This window comes from Chthonomonas calidirosea T49 (assembly GCF_000427095.1).
GTDB lineage: Bacteria > Armatimonadota > Chthonomonadetes > Chthonomonadales > Chthonomonadaceae > Chthonomonas > Chthonomonas calidirosea.
The window spans coordinates 1633914-1649995 of record NC_021487.1; the positions used below are offsets into that span (position 1 = coordinate 1633914).

Here is a 16082-nt window from a genome sequence, read left to right on the forward strand (position 1 = left end):
TCCTCCTAAAATCCGGCGAAATAGAGGTGTGGCATCGTATGCCATCGTCCACCGGCAACTATGTTACCTTGAAGGAAGCCTATTGCCGCCTCCCTTTTTAAGGGGTAAATGCAGGATTCGCCCGAGAAGATGAAGAAAAAAGTTTTCAGAAACCTTATTGACAAAGGAGTTGCAGAGGAAATGACCGTCGAAACGATAGGCGGTACCGCAGGATGGCAGCTCGACTACGCCTTTCCTCCTCCGCCGGAGTTCGCACGCCAAGCTAATATACGTGACCCAGAGATCTACGACCGCGCTGCAGCGGACTTCGAGAAGTTTTGGGCCGATTTCGCTGCAGAGCTGGACTGGATGCAGCCGTGGCACCGCATTCTTGAATGGAACCCGCCTCACGCCAAATGGTTCTTGGGTGGCAAGCTCAACGTGAGTGTCAACTGCGTAGACAGACACCTCAAAACACATCCCGATAAAGTCGCCATTTTGTGGGAGGGCGAGCCAGGCGATATGAGAACGCTTACCTTTCGACAGCTGCATAAGGAGGTGAACCAGTTCGCAGCGGCCTTGCATTCTATAGGGGTGTCCAAAGGCGATCGGGTGACCATCTACATGCCGATGGTTCCTGAAGCCGTCATCGCCATGCTGGCTTGTACCCGCATAGGTGCAATGCACTCCGTGGTCTTCGGCGGCTTTTCGGCCGATAGCCTGCGCGAGCGCACCAACGATTGCGGTGCCAAAGTGGTGCTGACAGCCGATGGCTATTGGCGGCGCGGCAATATCGTGCCCCTGAAAAAGACAACTGACGAGGCTCTCACCGGTTGTCCAACTGTTGAGAAGGTCGTTGTGTTGCGCCGTATTGGCGAACAGGCCTCGATTACCATGCAGCCTGGCCGTGATATTTGGTGGCATGAGCTGGTGGCCTCTGCGCCTGCAGAGTATCCTCCTGAGCCCATGGACTCGGAAGACCCTCTCTACGTGCTCTACACTTCCGGCAGCACCGGAAAGCCGAAAGGCATCTTGCACACGACTGGCGGCTACCTTACCGGGGTGTATGCCACCACGAAAATGGTTTTTGACCTTAAACCCAACGACATCTACTGGTGCACGGCGGATGTAGGTTGGGTAACAGGGCATTCCTACGTGGTCTATGGGCCGCTGGCCAATGGGGCTACCGTTGTTATGTACGAGGGATCGCCCGACTGGTCACGCGATGGCAAACCGTGCCAAGATCGCTTTTGGGACATCATCGAGAGGCATAAAGTAACTATTCTCTACACGGCACCAACCCTTATCCGTGCCTCTATGAAGTGGGGCGAGGAGCCACCCGCTCGTCACGACCTCTCTAGCCTGCGGTTGCTTGGCACGGTCGGCGAGCCGATTAACCCAGAAGCGTGGCTTTGGTACCATAAAAACATCGGACACGAGCGCTGTCCCATTGTGGACACTTGGTGGCAAACCGAAACCGGCGCGATTATGATCTCGCCTCTGCCCGGCATCACCACCACGCGTCCGGGCAGTGCCACTAAGCCGCTCCCCGGCATCTTTGCCGACGTGGTGGACGAGCAGGGTAACTCCTTGCCACCAGGGCAGAAGGGCATTCTTGTGATTACAAAGCCCTGGCCTTCCATGCTGCGCACGCTCTGGGGCGACGACGAGCGCTATAAACAGGTCTATTGGTCGCGCTATCCCGGCCGGTACTTCCCCGGCGACGGCGCCATGCGCGATGCCGATGGCAACTTTTGGCTGCTCGGCCGAGTAGACGACATCCTGCTGGTGGCCGGCCATAACATCTCCACCATGGAGATGGAAAGCGTGCTAGTGGAGCACCCGGCGGTTGCGGAAGCAGCCGTCATCGGAAAAGCCCACGAGATAAAAGGCCAAGCGCCCGTAGCCTTTGTCATTGTGCGCCAACAATATGCTCCTCAGGATGCCGCGGCAGCAGAGAGGCTACGACAAGAGCTGAAGGAGTTTGTCGCTAAGAAACTAGGGGCTATCTGCCGACCCGACGATGTGATCTTAACCGCCGATCTTCCAAAAACGCGCTCCGGCAAAATCATGCGGCGCCTTCTACGCGACATCGCCGAAGGACGTGTGCTTGGTGACACGACGACATTGGCCGATCCTACGGTTGTAGCAAATCTGCGCAAAAAGTACGAGGGGACGGAAGCCTAAGCGAATCGTTCGCCTTCATCCGCGATGTCTCAAAAGCAGACAAGAGATAGCCAAAAATTTGCTTTTGAGTGGACGCGAGAGGAGCGAGATCGTGAGTTGGGCATCGTCGGAAGCGCGGCGGCTTGAAGGCGATAGGCTACAAGCGCAGGGGCAATACGAGCAGGCTCTAGCATGCTATCAGCAAGCGATAGCCCTAGAGCCTGCCAACATCTATGCGCTGAACAACATGGCCGTTCTCTTGGTAGAGCACAACGGTGCGCAGGATGCCGAGGAGATTTGTCGTCGTGCCCTCTCGATGCGAGGTGACCTAGCTGAACTGCACTACAACCTAGGACGTGCACTGGCCAAGCAAGAACGCTTCCATGAAGCCATCGCTGCCTATGAACATGCGCTAGACCTTGCCCCTAACATGGCCGAGGCCTATAACATGCTCGGCAACGCGTGGCGCGCTTTGGGCATCATTGATAAGGCGGAGCACTGCTATCGGCAAGCGGTTTCTCTGAAGCCAGAATCGGCCGAGTTTCGGGTAAATAGAGGGCTTACCGCTCTTTTACAAGGTCGTTATGAGGAGGGCTTCGCCGATTTTGAGCGCCGCTTTGCGCTAGCTGCCGTTCATCTTCCCCCTCTCCCGCGGGGTCGCCCATGGCATGGCGAACCGCTTAGAGGACGTACGCTATTGGTGCGATTTGAAGGAGGCTTCGGCGATACCCTCCACTTCCTGCGCTATCTTACGCCCATAAGAGCTGCAGGTGCGCGCGTGCTGCTGGAATGCCAGCCGGAGCTAGCTCGCCTACTGAGTTGGTGCGCCGATGCCGATGCTGTGATTTCCGCCGTGCGCCCCAATCCACCTTCCGAGCCATTCGATTTTCATGTCTCTCTGCTCAGCCTCCCCTATCATCTCTGGAAAACCCATGGGTCGCTCTCACAGTCCGTGCCCTACATTAAAGCGCCGCCCAAACTCGAGCGCGTCTGGCGAGAAAAACTCACTCAGAAAAGCGACGGGCTGCGCGTTGGGGTGGTTTGGGCAGGAAACCCATACTATCCCAACGACAAAAAGCGTTCGTGTCCCATCGAGCGGTTTTCATCGCTCTTTGAGGTCGCTGAGGCCGCATTCTACAGCCTACAAAAAGGAGGGGCTAGCGAGTACGCACAACCCATTCTCCGCCAATGGGGGGTACAAGACCTCTCGCAGGAACTGCGCGATTTTGCCGATACGGCGGCGGCCATCGCTGCGCTCGACCTCGTGATCAGTGTGGATACCGCGGTAGCCCATTTGGCGGGCGCCATGGGAAAGCCGGTTTGGGTGTTGTTGCCCTTCTCTCCCGATTGGCGCTGGGGCATGACAGGAGGAACCACCGTTTGGTACCCTTCTATGCGCCTCTTTCGCCAGACTCAAAGAGACGATTGGCAGGGCGTTCTAGAGCAGGTTGCAGACCAGCTGCGAGCCGATCTCAAAAGCAAGGACGGCCTTAGGCCAACTTCGGCAGCGCCATAAAGAAAGAGGCTATCGTTTTCGCGTCCTCTATCTCCCCCCGCAGAATCCGTTGATGCAGGTCCTCTATAGGAACGAGGACAAGCTGAAGGCGCTCATCATGGTCTGCGTGTGCCTCTCCAACGGCCAGTTCCGTTGCTAAAAAAGCGTGGATTTTCTCCGATGAGTAGCCAGGGGCCACATAAAAAGCGCCCAGAAACAGCAGGTTTCCCGCTCGGTAGCCCGTCTCTTCCTCCAGTTCACGCGCAGCGGCCTCCTCAATTGGCTCGCCGCTCTCTAATGTGCCGGCAGGGGCCTCTAACAACACCTTGCCCGCCGGCAGACGAAACTGCCTCACCAGCAGCACATGCCCATCCTTCACGGGCACAATGCACACCGCGCCTCGATGCTCCACGATCTCCCGATGCGACACGGTGCCATCGGCCAAACGCACCTTATCTACGCGTAGATGCAGGATGCGTCCCCGAAATATCTCCTCGGAGGCAATGACCTCTTCTTTCAGTTCTTCCATTCTGTTCTCTCACCTATCTTTTTCTTAGCGATTTCCCTCCGATCAAGCCCATCAAGGCTTCGGCCAAGAGCACCGCATCGTGGCGCACCACATCGGTCTCGCTGATGAAAGCGCCTACAACCGGCCGATAGCCCTCTGCCTTTAGCCGATCGGTATCCGGTTCCACCAAAACGGATCCGGCACGCCGATACTTCTCCAATAGTCTCGGCTCTGGCACGGCATTGTTCACAACGACATAGGTGAACAGGCGCGGCCCCACATGTATCTCAAGAGCGCGCACGTGGTCGCAGGCAGAAAAGCCGTCGGTTTCGCCCGGCTGGGTCATCACATTACAGACGTAGGCCTTCTGCGCCTGAGATCGTCGGATGGCTTCGGGAATGCCGGGCACCAACAGGTTAGGCAGAATGCTTGTAAAGAGGCTTCCGGGGCCTAACACGATGAGGTCGGCCTCGGCAATGGCATCTAAAGCCTCCTCTACTGGACAGATCTTATCGTTTGGATCGAGCGGAACGAGGGCGACCCGTTTAATACGCAGGGGCGACTCGACGATGGTGGTTTCTCCTTCTAAGATCGAACCATCTTCCATCTCTGCCCGTAGTTTTACCGGTGTTACCGTGGAGGGTAACACGCGCCCTCGAATGTTCAAAACACGGCTCGTCTCCTGCACGGCGCGCTCAAAATCGCCGTTATTGATGGCACACATGGCCGCTATCAACAGATTGCCAAAAGCGTGATCGCGCAGCCCCTCAGCGTACTCTCCCTTGGGCACACCGTCTCCGTTAGCGGGCAGCCGTTCACTACCCATGCTCGCGCGAAAGCGAAACTGGAACAGCTCTGTCATCTGCGGTTCGGCATCCGCCAGCGCCACCAGGCAGTTGCGAATATCGCCGGGCGGTAAAATGTTCAGCTGGCGCCGGAGCTTTCCGGAAGAGCCCCCATCGTCGGCCACAGTTACAATGGCCGTGATATTGCTGGTATAGCGCTTGAGACCGCGTAAGAGCGTCGAAAGCCCTGTCCCTCCGCCAATCACCACGACGCGCTTTCCCTGCGCTAACTTGCGGCGTGTGTAAACCACATCTACCAGACCGCCGCGCGCGATCTCTGGGTCGAGCGCGCTCATCAACGACTGAATAAGCTTACCTAAAGCGAAAAGACAGAGCACACCGCCCAACAGAAAGAGACACAATCCGAACAACCCTGGGCGTATGCCCGCATGCAGATGCTGGATGATCCACTGAGCAAGTCGAAGAATAAGGGGTGGGCGACCACGATGGGCTTGCAGCATGATAGCAGCCCCTAGCAGGAAAAGAATAAGACCAATGAACCCCAAAGCGATCCAGCGCTTAACGTGCATGCCGGGGTAGAGCCATTTCCAAAGAGGAGAGCGTCGGTTCATCGTTCAGGCCTCCTTGCCATCGGGCGGTTCGGGCAGATCGCGATGGCGCACAGCAACGTGCGCACCTCGCCCTCGTAGATGCTCGGCTAGCGCTTCGGCTAACACCACCGAACGATGTTTACCTCCGGTGCAGCCTATGGCGATGGTGAGGTAGGCTTTCCCCTCCGCCTCATATTCAGGAAGAGTGTAATCAATGAGGGCCTCCATCTTCTCCAGTAGCGGCTTAGCCCTCGGATCGGAAAACACAAACTGCTTTACAACGTCGTCACGTCCATCATGGGTTTGCAGCTCCGGCACATAATGCGGGTTACAGAGAAACCGTACGTCAAACACGAGGTCAGCGTCCACTGGAATGCCGTACTTATAGCCAAAAGAAAGCACCACGATCTGCAGGCCCGCCGTTTCCACATCGCCCCACATGTCTTGCAGCTGCCGACGCAGCGCGGTTGGGGTGAGCGTGGTAGTGTCCACAACGCGGTCGGCCATCGCCCGAACATCCTCTAGGAGAGCACGTTCAGCCTGAATGGCCTCTTCGATACTCTGTATATGTGGATACGCCAAAGGGTGATAGAACGGATGCGGCCTTCGGCTCTCCTTGAAACGGGCGATGAGCACATGGTCTTCTGTGTCCAGAAAGAGCACCTTCACGGAATGGCCCTGGTCACGCAAGAGTTGCACATAAGGTTCAAACGACCCAATGGCCTCATGAATACGCGCATCTATCACAACAGCAACCTTTGCAAAACCGTTTTCCAAGCAGAACGCCGCCAGGTTCGGCAGCAAAGCAGGCGGCAGGTTGTCCACAGTAAAGTAGCCGCTATCCTCAAAGCCATGTAGAGCTGTCGTTTTCCCGGAGCCGGAGATCCCCGAGATCACCACAAGATGAAGTTGAGTTTGTCTATCGTTCATGGTCGTGCTACCAAGTACAGCTTACTGCCGGGGCGCAACCCCAGCGTTTTTGCCGCATCTCCTTCTCGAATCGCCAGCTCCAGACGCCCTCCACTCCCTCTATAAGCCAACAAGCAGCCCACTTCCACATCGGAAAAAGTGCGCACCAGTGGCGCCTCACCTTCCCCACATCTCACATACAGATGAGCTTCTTCTATGCCCCTATCGGCTATCCAGCGCTGCAACGTCTCTTCATCCAAATTGGTAATGAGATTTCCAAAACGATCCACATACAGCACGGTAAGCTCTAGAGCGGAACGACCTTGCGTATCTGTAAAGGCAGATGGCATCGGTACCTCCAACAGCTGCAAGGGGAGCAAAGCGCTCTCACCAACCTTCCAAACTGGGCCGATGGCCTCCAGCGGCAGTCCCTGCGCGAGGTGGGCCGCAAGAGGCGCAAAAATATCACGGCCATGAAAGGTCGCGCTTATGCGAGGCAACACATAGGCGCCTCCTCTACTAGCGCTCCATTTCGCCACTTTTAGCGGACGTTGCTTACGGATCGGCAGCGTCAGCAGGCCATTATCCGGGGCTACTAAGCGCGCAACCTCCGTTTCAACCACACAAATCTCCCTTTGGCTGCCCACACCGGGGTCCACCACAGCCACATACACCGTGCCGGCAGGGAAGTAGGGCAGAGCGGCCTCTAAGCGCGCACTCCCCTCTAGTACAGCTTGCGGAGTTACCTCATGGGTGAGATCAACGATCTGTGCCTGAGGGGCTATCGAGAGAATAACCCCCTTCATAACGCCCACATAGGTATCTCGTGTTCCGAAATCGGTTAATAGCGCAATCAGCGGAGGTTGTCTTGGTGTGAACCCCATCGTCTTTCCTAGCCTTTAGGTCTCCATTTCCATTGTACCAGCATCGTGAGCCTTCGCGGCCTCTTCATACGACACCATCTTCGAGTTTGCACGAACGGACAGTCGAGGTGAAGCGTATTTTGAGTAAGGGCATAAAAACCACACTACCGTGCTGCAGTGGTTGCTTTTGCCCCGCAACTAGGGTAGAATGGAAGCGGTTGTGGGCGATTGAAGGAACGGTATCAATGGCTGAAATAAGTAAAGAGCAGATCTTAGAGGCGTTACGCGCAGTGGAAGACCCCGATCTCCACCGAGACATCGTGACGCTTGGCTTTGTGAAAGACGTTCGGGTATGCGGCGGAAATGTTGCCCTTCGCATTGAGCTAACGACACCGGCTTGTCCGGTAAAAGACATGTTGAAGTTGCAGGTTGAAAAGCAGGTGCGTGCCCTCCCCGGTGTCGAGCAAGTGAACATCGAGATGACAGCCCAAGTGCGCTCTCGCCCCAACCCCGGAGAGCTTATTCCCAAAGTACGCCACGTGATCGCTGTAGCCAGCGGTAAAGGGGGGGTAGGCAAGAGCACCGTGGCCGCCAACATCGCCATCGCACTCGCCAAGACCGGTGCGAAAGTGGGTTTGCTCGACGCCGACATCTACGGTCCCTCTTTGCCAACCATGATGGGTGTGCGACAACGTCCCCTGATGAAAGAGACGCCGGCAGGTCCCAAGATCGTGCCTGTGCAAGCGCATGGCGTTTTGGTGATGTCGCTCGGCTTTCTCTTGGAGCCAGATAAGGCGGTAGTGTGGCGCGGGCCGATGGTGGCCAGCGCGGTGCGGCAGATGCTCGGCGACGTGTTGTGGGGTGAACAAGACTACCTCGTTGTAGACCTTCCGCCCGGAACAGGCGATGCTCCGTTGAGTTTGGCGCAGCTCGTCCCTTTATCCGGTGTGCTTGTGGTCATGACCCCTCAATTGGTGGCACAAGAGATCGCCAACAAAAGCGTAGCCATGTTCCGCATGCTTTCTCAAAATCGCGAACGACCTATCCCCATTCTTGGAGTCGTAGAGAACATGAGCGGTGGGCCTTTTGGCTCGGGCGGTGCTGAAGTGGCAGCCAAACAGCTCGGAGTTCCCTTCCTCGGCCGTATTCCGCTCGATGCTGCTATCTGTGCCGGCGGCGATTCGGGCGTGCCGGTGGTCATCGGTGCCCCCGAATCGGAAGCGGCCTGCGCCTTCTATAAAATCGCCTCCTCTTTGGCCGCGCAGGTTAGCATTCTGCAGTATGCCCAAGACATTGAAGCGGCCACTGGTGACCGCACAGATTCGCAGCAGAGCATGACAACCGAAACATAGCCGTCGCGCAAAGGCGCGGCGGCCAGCGTCGCGCCCAAAAACCATGCTTCCCAACTTTTTCGAGGGGCCGACGCAGCGATGCGAAGGCTCCTCGAACTTTTTAGAGGCTTTGTACGAAAAAATTGCTCTGCTTTCCAACAATTTGAAAGAGAGTGCACCGACATGCAACCATCGGAGAAAGGATAACAGCATGACAAAAACGAAAGACATCCTTGCCCTCAACGAAGAGGGTTTGTTAGCAGAGGTGCTCGGATACGAAACCAAGGAGGTTGCCAAAGAGGCCCACGGCGCCGAGATAGATACCTATGCAGGGCATCATCTTATAGATTTTACAGCGGGCATTGCCGTGCATGCATGTGGGCACACGCACCCCGAAATCGCGCGGGCCATTAGCGCCCAAACCCATCGGGTACTTCATGTGTCGGATACCATGCGTCATGCCCCTCAGCTGGAGCTTGCCGACTGGATGCGCCGCCTTCTCAATCGCCTGCTTCCCGGCCCCTCACCTTGGACGTTTCTTTTCATGAACAGCGGCAGCGAGTCCATTGATGCTGCCGCCAAGCTTGCGCTGAAGGTGACCAAGCGTAGCGAGTTTCTCGCATTTGCCGGCGCGTTTCATGGTCGTACCCTCTTTGCCACCGCGCTCTCCTACTCCAAAATGGCCCATCGCACTCCCTATATGGGGCTACTCTCCTCACTTCGCGAACATATCTTTCATCTACCTGCACCACGATGTCAAAGCTGTTTCATCGGCCAAAAACGTGCCTGCTGCTGCCTCGAATCGCTTGAACAGCTACTGGAGGAGCGTAAAGAACGGATCGCCGCCCTCTTCTTTGAACCTCTCCAAGGCGAAGGCGGCTACGTGCCCCTAGACCCTCGCATGGCACAACAGATGCAAGCGCTTTTGCGCAAGCACCATGTGCTGCTGATAGCCGATGAGATTCAGACCGGTTGGGGTCGCACAGGAAAGTGGTTTGGTTTGGAGCATTTAGGGGTAGAGCCCGATATCCTCGTTTTCGGTAAGGCCGTAGGTGGAGGGTTACCTTTGGCCGGCTTGGCCGCACGCAAGACGCTAATGGATCAATGGGAGCCTGGCGAGCACGGAACCACCTTCGGAGGCAACCCAGTGGCCTGCGCGGCTGGTTTGGCTACCCTGCGCATCATCGAGCGCGAGGGTCTGGTGGAGCGCGCTGCAAAACTCGGAGGGGCCGTTCAACAGCGTCTTCGCCCCTTCGTCGGTGCTTACGGGGTGGCTGATGTGCGCGGCTGGGGCCTTATGATAGGAATCGAGTTCCGCGACGCACAGGGGCAACCGGCCTACGCACGTTGTGAGCAGATCAAGCAGAGGGCGCGGGAAAAAGGTCTCCTGTTACTTACCTGTGGTGCACGCATAGGAGATCCGTCCGTAGATAATGCCACTCTGCGCCTCATCCCACCGCTGAACATCCCGGAGGAGACGCTTTGGAGGGGTCTGGACATCCTGCTTGAGGTTATTCGCGAGACGGCTTAGAGGTTGCCGGTCGGCGAGCGACATAGAATAGCCTATCGGAGTAGGGTGCCGGCGGACGCAATGTGTAGGCATGATAGACAGCGATCTGGTCAAAACCGGCTTGAGTAAGAAAAGCGCGCACCTCCTGCTCCCGATAGGCATATTGCCAATGTACCTCCTCGAAGACTTTCTGAGAGCCATCGGGCGCTCGCCAGATGAAATGCATATCCACCCGGCAGAGCCTCTTTTCGGGGAAGTAGGTACTTCGCCAATCATAGAGCAGCGGTTCATCGCTTCCGAGATTGTTCTGATCGAAAAAACGATTCTCTAACGCATATTCGGTGTTAAGGTCAAAAATAAACAGCCCTCCCGCAGCCAGGTGGTTTGCCACCCGTTGAAAGGCCTGTGCAAGACGTTTCGGTTCAATAATGTAGTTAAGACTATCAAAAAGGCTCACACAGAGCTCGAAGGGGGCCTCGGGAAGATCAAGCTCAGCGGCATCCTGTACATAGTAGCGAATGGGGAGTTGACGCTGTGCGGCCTTACGCTTTGCCTCCTCGATCATCGCAGGGCTAATATCTACCCCGACTACCTCCATCCCCATCGCGTGGAGCTGCTCGGCGACATTGCCCGTGCCGCAAGCGAGGTCGAGGGCCCGCTTCGGGTGTGCTTGGCGCTCTTGAAGGAGCCGTTGCAGATAGCGTGCCCACTCTTCATAGGGTACCCCTTGCATAAGGGTATCGTAAAGAGGGGCAAGCGGCTGGAAGGCGCTCTGTTTACTCATCGGCATGGACTTTGGGTGGCCCTACTAAGGCATAGCCGTCGCCGGTGGCGGTGGGTAGAGCGTCGCAAGGTTAAGAAACGGCACGGCGTCGTAACCCGTTCTCCGAAACAGCAACTCGATTGTTGGCAGAGGATCTAGTGGCAGCTGCAGGTTCATTGTTGGAGGAGCTGTTTTCGTTGCAAGTTCAAAAAGGCGCTGTGCCTCTGCCGCGTTCTTTTGAGCTAGATAGTAGGCCGAGAAAGCCAATAACACATCTGGAGCGGCGGGCATATCCGCATTCAATTTGGAAAGAATGATGAAAGCTTTTTGCGGCTGCGCCAGCTCGGTAAGCAGAAGGGCCTTGAGAATGAAAGCGCTCGGACACTTTGGATCGCTCTGCAGAGCTAAATCGCAAAGGTCTACTCCCATATTGAACAGGTGTTCTTTAAGCTGCAAGGCCTTGCGCACCCCATAATCGAGATAGGGACCTGGCTGGAAGGGAGCCAAAGAAAGCGCATTGGCGCTCGCTCTATCCGCAATGCCCAAGTCTGGTGAGGTCATCGCCAGCAAGTAGGTGGCATCTCCCGATTCGGGCAGCATAGAGGCCGCCTTCTGCGCGAGATCGTTGGCCTCGCGACGATTTCCAAGCTGCAGGTTTGCCCATGAGGCCACGATCAGCTCTGCAGCCGAGGGCTGATCCATGTCGGGTTTTAGGAGGGTTAAAGCGCGTTCGGGATAGTGCAAGCGCACGAGTAATAGGCCAGCCACCGCATGCGATACCGCATCTGCACGATGCTCGATCTCCAGTATTTTCAATAAGCTGGATGCCTCCCGGTACTGTTCCGTGTAAATATAGGCCAATGCAAGACGGTTCACCGCTTCAACGGGGGCTTTATCGCCGGAGGCAAGCGGTTTATAGGTGTCTACGGCCTCTTGATAGTGCCCTGCATTTAGCAGAGCATCGCCTAGAGCTAGTGGAGTGCTGGTCTTGTTGGCACGCACGGCCTCCACAGCGAGATCGGCAGCCTTGTGCTGAAGCGCAAGAGCCGCTCGAATTTCATCTACGGCGTGCTGCTCATCCGCCCCTGTAGCGAGAGCGATCCGCATGCGATAGGAGGCAAGATCTAACATCGCCTCACTGCTGCTGTCAATATTTTTCAGACCGGCCAAAAGTTGTTCTGCTTTCTCATAGTCTCCTGTCTGCGCGTAGATCTTAGCGAGCACACGTGCCGCTAACACGTTATTCGGGTCGGCTTTCAGGGCGCGTCGGCTATAGCGACGGGCAGTATCGAGGTCGCCGCCGGTTAAAGCCTGGTCGGCCTTTTGGGCCAACGCCGTAGCGCCCTCATCTAAATGGTTGTCAATAACGAGCTGCAGCGTGGCCGAGGCCGTATTACCGTCAATATCCGTTGCAGTGACTTTTAAGGTATGAGGCCCCTCTTTATCGGGAATGGTGTCCCAAAGAAACTCGTAAGGCACGCTCGTCGCTTTCGCTCTCTCCTGCCCATCCACGTAAAAGTCCACCTCTGTGATCAGATTAGGACTAGACACATGGGCCACAATGCGCGTGACATCGCTGATATGGTCACCATCTTTAAGGTCAAAAGTTATCTTGATGTCGGCCTTGGCCCCTGTCAACGACGCAAACAGGAGAAAAAGACCGGCCAGCAGATGCCCCCAAAGCGCAACCGCACGGCGGCCTGGTCTGGAAGCAGCTCTAAAAACCGTTTGTGAGCACATTCTCATTGTTCTCCTAAAAACTCGTAAAGGTCACTGCGTATTGAGGCCTAACGTTACCCGTATGGGCCCTCCGCCCGCAGTATAGATCACCTCCGCCGGGTAGTCGTCTGGGGGAGTGAGGGATGCCTGCAAAACACGCAGCGTGAAGTTTGCCACGACCGCCTGCCCTGGAGCAAGATTGGGAAAGACGGCAGCGTCGGCAGGGTTACACTGCAAATTGGCCGGCAGCTTGTCGAGGAGCATACCCAGCTTCACCAAAGCGATGGTGTGCAGGCCTCCGTTGGAGAGGGTCAACTGAACCTGATAGCCTTGATTTTGATTCATAGGGTCCTGAGCGAGGAGTGGCAGCACGGTCATGTCGGGTGCTATTCCGAGCAAAACGGTTCCGATGATGGAGAGGTGGTCGGCGACACGACCAAGCGCATCCTCAAGTGTCTTTCCTAAATCTGCCGGTACAACATGGTCTATGCGATAGTTTCGACACAAGCTTTGCGCCTGCCCGACGATAAGAGAAGCGGCCTTAAGGCTTTGAATGCACTCCTCCGAATCGGAGGCATTCAAAAGCCGATGATAGTCCGCAGAGCCTTCATAGAGGATGTGACGCAGGCGATCGGCAGCGCTTCGCCTCTGCTTTGCAAACTGATGCAACGCTTCGAGCGTATCTGAAAGCGCCTGAAGCAGCGCGCTTCTTTCGTCTGTAAAGCGGTAGAGGGCAAGCTCGCCTGGCGCGAGACGATCGCGTTTCTCCACGATGCCGGCTCGCTTTAAAATCACTCCCTGAAACCAGTGCAGGTCAAGCCCCGGTGGGCTCTGCACGGCGATGGTGCGAAGGGCTACCTGCGGTGAGATGATCGTTGAGAGGCTCTCGATCCGATAGATACCTGCTGACAAGGAGGTGCTCAGTTGGAGGTCTATCGGTTGTGTTGAGGTGTTTTGAACAAAGACCCCTAACCCCTCGGCAGTGACGGCAGCATAGGCTACGAGGCCGGGCGTCACCGAATCGGAGTTTAGGTGGATGGCCACAGGAGTACCATCCAAACGCCCCCATTCCCACCACATCTGACGGTTACGGAACGCACTAGGAACCTGTTCAAGGCTGGCCTTAATAAGCTGAAGACGATTGGGGTCTGCTGTCAGCACCTGAGTGGGGTTCACGGTGATTTGCACATTGACAGGGGCGACAAAGTCGGGCGTTTGTGCGGTGATTTGAGATTGAGTGCCCAACAACGCGACCACCATTCCTCCCGCAAGAGAGACGCTAACCAGGGTATAGAGCCATCGCCTATTTTTTGGGAGGAGGAAAAAGTTACCGTTCATTGTCCCTTCCCTCTCACCGACGCATCCTCATCGGGGCTGAGCACCTTCCGAATACGCCGTTCGAACTCCTCGCGCGGCAGCATCACACGTCGCCTACAGCGCATGCAGACGGCGGCGATATCGGCCCCCACGTATGTTACCGTCCACAGATCGCCTCCGCAGGGATGTTTTTTCCGCAGTTGAACGGTCATACCCACCTTAATAGGAATGCATTCGGGCATAGAAGCCCTCCTTAGGCTTCTCCTCTAGGTTGGGCCGGGTGTTGCTCATTAAGCCCTGTTTGCAAGCAAAGGAGACCCCTCTGGCACACCTAGCGGTAAAAGTTGGTACTGTGTGGTGCGACGCATCGGTTCGTAACCTGCAGCCCGAATCAAGCGCTCTATCTCCTCAATCGGCAGGGTAAACACGCAGCCGGCAGCCGAGACCACATTCTCTTCCATCATGGTGCTGCCGAAATCGTTGAGGCCATAGCGCAGCGCGATCTGGGCGATCTTCGGCCCTTGGGTAACCCATGAGGCCTGCATATGGGGCACATTATCGAGCATAAGCCGTGAGACGGCCACCGTACGCAGATAGTCGAAGGCGGAAGCACGCTCCATCGGCAGCTCCGTTCCCTCCGGTTGGAACGACCAAGGAATAAAAGCCGTAAAGCCCCCCGTTTCATCTTGCAGCTCACGTACACGCAGCAGATGCTCAATGCGATCCTCATAGGTCTCTACCGAGCCGTACATCATAGTGGCCGTCGTGCGTAGGCCGGCTTTATGAGCCTCCCGCATACAGTTTATCCACTCGTCCGCCGTGTCCTTATAGGGCGCAATGATCTCACGCACGCGATCGGTCAGGATCTCGGCTCCGCCTCCCGGCACACTATCGAGCCCTGCGGCTTTAAGCCGTTGAAAGAGCTCAGCAAGAGAGATTTTGCTAATTTTCGCGATATAGATAAGCTCGGCGGGAGAGAAAGCATGTATGATCACACCATAGGCACCAAAACGCGCCTTAATACTGGCTAAGAGATCTTCGTACCACTCTAGTTTCAGCTTTGGGTTGAGCCCACCCTGCATGAGGATTTCGATGCCACCTAAATCCACCATCTGCTGGATTTTCTCGAAAATCTGCTCTTTCGTAAGCACGTACCCCTCTTCATGACCAGGTACCCTATAGAAGGCACAGAACTTGCAACGAACCCAACAGACGTTGGTGTAGTTGATATTGCGTCCGACGATGTAGGTAACGATATGATTGGTGGCGGGATGCAGGCGCTCACGAACCACGTTGGCTAGATGAGCGAGTTCGGGCAGACAGGGATAGTGGAAAAGCCAAAGGCCTTCCTCTGCCGTCAGACGCTCTCCAGCGTAGACCTTATCGGCAATGTGCTCTATAGAAAGAGGCGCGATGGATTGCAGGGTTGGCATGAAACAAACTCCATGATATCGCTAACAGCTCATTATACCCGCTAAACCCAACGAGCCCTGCATGCCTCGCGGATAACGCCTTCGTGACCACAGCCCATACCCAGACGTAATAGTAAACAGGAGGTGCGGCCTTGAGCGATCTACACTTTCATCATATAGCGGTTGAGGTACCCCATATCGCTGAGGCAGTGGAATGGTACAAAAATACTCTGCCCAACGTGCGGGTGCTCTATCAAGATGCAACTTGGGCTTTTATTGAAGTGGGTGGGGTGAAGATAGCTTTTGTTCTTCCCTCCCAACATCCTTCGCATATTGCTTGGCGTGTTGGAGATGAGACGTTGGAGCAACTAGCACAGCGGTTCGGTGCTACCATAAAAACGCACCGTGACGGCTCCCGCAGCTTCTATCTTAAAGCCCCTGGTGGCTTTCACATCGAGATCATCTCTATGGATGAGAGCTCCTTAAAATAGCCTCTCCGTTGCGACGTCTATAGGAAGTAGAGGCGATCCGGTAGTTCGCCTCTAACCATTTCTCCCGGAAAGCTCCCATTTGAAGCGGCACTCGCTCGGTGAGCGCCATCGTCTCAACAAGCATAAAGGGCTTGCTTGAGCCCTGCCTCCCTTGGTTACCGACTGCAAGATGGAGTAGGCTAGATGAGGTGCGAACCCACTTCGCCACTTCAATCGATTGACC

At 56.0% G+C, this 16082-nt stretch carries 14 protein-coding genes; 5 read left to right on the forward strand and 9 right to left on the reverse strand.

Annotated features, from left to right (window positions below):
* The first annotated feature begins 180 nt into the window (after nucleotides 1-180).
* Nucleotides 181-2166, forward strand: a complete 1986-nt coding sequence (gene acs / locus CCALI_RS06805; protein WP_016482736.1) for an acetate--CoA ligase — start codon at nucleotides 181-183, stop codon at nucleotides 2164-2166.
* 91 nt (nucleotides 2167-2257) lie between these two features.
* Nucleotides 2258-3661 carry a tetratricopeptide repeat protein gene (locus tag CCALI_RS06810; RefSeq protein ID WP_016482737.1) on the forward strand — a complete coding sequence of 468 codons (1404 nt, stop codon included), beginning with the start codon at nucleotides 2258-2260 and terminating at the stop codon, nucleotides 3659-3661.
* On the opposite strand, the gene CCALI_RS06815 is transcribed toward CCALI_RS06810, so the two are convergent.
* The 4 genes from CCALI_RS06815 to CCALI_RS06830 are packed head-to-tail and all read right to left on the reverse strand — an operon-like array spanning nucleotide 3636 to nucleotide 7337.
* Nucleotides 3636-4169 (reverse strand): NUDIX domain-containing protein, encoded by a 534-nt coding sequence (locus CCALI_RS06815; protein ID WP_016482738.1) that lies wholly within the window; start codon nucleotides 4167-4169, stop codon nucleotides 3636-3638. The genes CCALI_RS06810 and CCALI_RS06815 overlap by 26 nt on opposite strands.
* Before the next feature lie 13 nt (nucleotides 4170-4182).
* Nucleotides 4183-5565, reverse strand: coding sequence for a gluconeogenesis factor YvcK family protein (locus CCALI_RS06820; RefSeq protein ID WP_016482739.1), 1383 nt, complete (start codon nucleotides 5563-5565; stop codon nucleotides 4183-4185).
* A 3-nt stretch (nucleotides 5566-5568) separates the two neighbouring features.
* A complete protein-coding gene (rapZ, locus tag CCALI_RS06825; RefSeq protein WP_016482740.1) occupies nucleotides 5569-6474 on the reverse strand; it encodes an RNase adapter RapZ in 906 nt (301 codons plus the stop codon).
* Nucleotides 6471-7337, reverse strand: a complete 867-nt coding sequence (locus CCALI_RS06830) for an SAM hydrolase/SAM-dependent halogenase family protein (RefSeq protein WP_016482741.1) — start codon at nucleotides 7335-7337, stop codon at nucleotides 6471-6473. Before CCALI_RS06830 ends, rapZ begins: the two co-directional genes overlap by 4 nt.
* 224 nt (nucleotides 7338-7561) lie before the next feature.
* On the opposite strand from CCALI_RS06830, the gene CCALI_RS06835 reads away from it, so the two are divergent.
* Both CCALI_RS06835 and CCALI_RS06840 read left to right on the forward strand, forming a co-directional pair.
* Entirely contained in the window at nucleotides 7562-8668 is a 1107-nt protein-coding gene (locus CCALI_RS06835; protein ID WP_016482742.1) for an Mrp/NBP35 family ATP-binding protein, read from the forward strand.
* Between the two features lie 190 nt (nucleotides 8669-8858).
* Complete coding sequence (locus CCALI_RS06840) at nucleotides 8859-10178, forward strand: aspartate aminotransferase family protein (RefSeq protein WP_016482743.1); 1320 nt, start codon at nucleotides 8859-8861, stop codon at nucleotides 10176-10178.
* On the opposite strand, the gene CCALI_RS06845 is transcribed toward CCALI_RS06840, so the two are convergent.
* The 5 genes from CCALI_RS06845 to mqnC are packed head-to-tail and all read right to left on the reverse strand — an operon-like array spanning nucleotide 10159 to nucleotide 15389.
* Nucleotides 10159-10941 (reverse strand): class I SAM-dependent DNA methyltransferase, encoded by a 783-nt coding sequence (locus CCALI_RS06845; protein ID WP_075060798.1) that lies wholly within the window; start codon nucleotides 10939-10941, stop codon nucleotides 10159-10161. The genes CCALI_RS06840 and CCALI_RS06845 overlap by 20 nt on opposite strands.
* 24 nt (nucleotides 10942-10965) lie before the next feature.
* Nucleotides 10966-12660, reverse strand: coding sequence for a tetratricopeptide repeat protein (locus CCALI_RS06850; protein ID WP_016482745.1), 1695 nt, complete (start codon nucleotides 12658-12660; stop codon nucleotides 10966-10968).
* A 30-nt stretch (nucleotides 12661-12690) separates the two neighbouring features.
* Nucleotides 12691-13977, reverse strand: coding sequence for a hypothetical protein (locus tag CCALI_RS06855; RefSeq protein ID WP_016482746.1), 1287 nt, complete (start codon nucleotides 13975-13977; stop codon nucleotides 12691-12693).
* A complete protein-coding gene (locus CCALI_RS06860) occupies nucleotides 13974-14198 on the reverse strand; it encodes a DUF951 domain-containing protein (RefSeq protein WP_016482747.1) in 225 nt (74 codons plus the stop codon). Before CCALI_RS06860 ends, CCALI_RS06855 begins: the two co-directional genes overlap by 4 nt.
* Nucleotides 14199-14246: 48 nt before the next feature.
* A complete protein-coding gene (mqnC, locus tag CCALI_RS06865) occupies nucleotides 14247-15389 on the reverse strand; it encodes a cyclic dehypoxanthinyl futalosine synthase (protein WP_016482748.1) in 1143 nt (380 codons plus the stop codon).
* A gap of 131 nt (nucleotides 15390-15520) precedes the next feature.
* Between mqnC and CCALI_RS06870 the strand changes: the two genes are divergently transcribed.
* A complete protein-coding gene (locus CCALI_RS06870) occupies nucleotides 15521-15859 on the forward strand; it encodes a VOC family protein (protein ID WP_016482749.1) in 339 nt (112 codons plus the stop codon).
* Nucleotides 15860-16082: the final 223 nt, after the last annotated feature.

Coding starts and splice junctions, on each gene's coding strand:
- acs (WP_016482736.1), top strand. CDS start 181: ATGACCGTCGAAACGATAGGCGGTACCGCAGGATGGCAGCTCGACTAC.
- CCALI_RS06815 (WP_016482738.1), bottom strand. CDS start 4,169: ATGGAAGAACTGAAAGAAGAGGTCATTGCCTCCGAGGAGATATTTCGG.
- CCALI_RS06820 (WP_016482739.1), bottom strand. CDS start 5,565: ATGAACCGACGCTCTCCTCTTTGGAAATGGCTCTACCCCGGCATGCAC.
- rapZ (WP_016482740.1), bottom strand. CDS start 6,474: ATGAACGATAGACAAACTCAACTTCATCTTGTGGTGATCTCGGGGATC.
- CCALI_RS06830 (WP_016482741.1), bottom strand. CDS start 7,337: ATGGGGTTCACACCAAGACAACCTCCGCTGATTGCGCTATTAACCGAT.
- CCALI_RS06835 (WP_016482742.1), top strand. CDS start 7,562: ATGGCTGAAATAAGTAAAGAGCAGATCTTAGAGGCGTTACGCGCAGTG.
- CCALI_RS06840 (WP_016482743.1), top strand. CDS start 8,859: ATGACAAAAACGAAAGACATCCTTGCCCTCAACGAAGAGGGTTTGTTA.
- CCALI_RS06845 (WP_075060798.1), bottom strand. CDS start 10,941: ATGAGTAAACAGAGCGCCTTCCAGCCGCTTGCCCCTCTTTACGATACC.
- CCALI_RS06850 (WP_016482745.1), bottom strand. CDS start 12,660: ATGTGCTCACAAACGGTTTTTAGAGCTGCTTCCAGACCAGGCCGCCGT.
- CCALI_RS06855 (WP_016482746.1), bottom strand. CDS start 13,977: ATGAACGGTAACTTTTTCCTCCTCCCAAAAAATAGGCGATGGCTCTAT.
- CCALI_RS06860 (WP_016482747.1), bottom strand. CDS start 14,198: ATGCCCGAATGCATTCCTATTAAGGTGGGTATGACCGTTCAACTGCGG.
- mqnC (WP_016482748.1), bottom strand. CDS start 15,389: ATGCCAACCCTGCAATCCATCGCGCCTCTTTCTATAGAGCACATTGCC.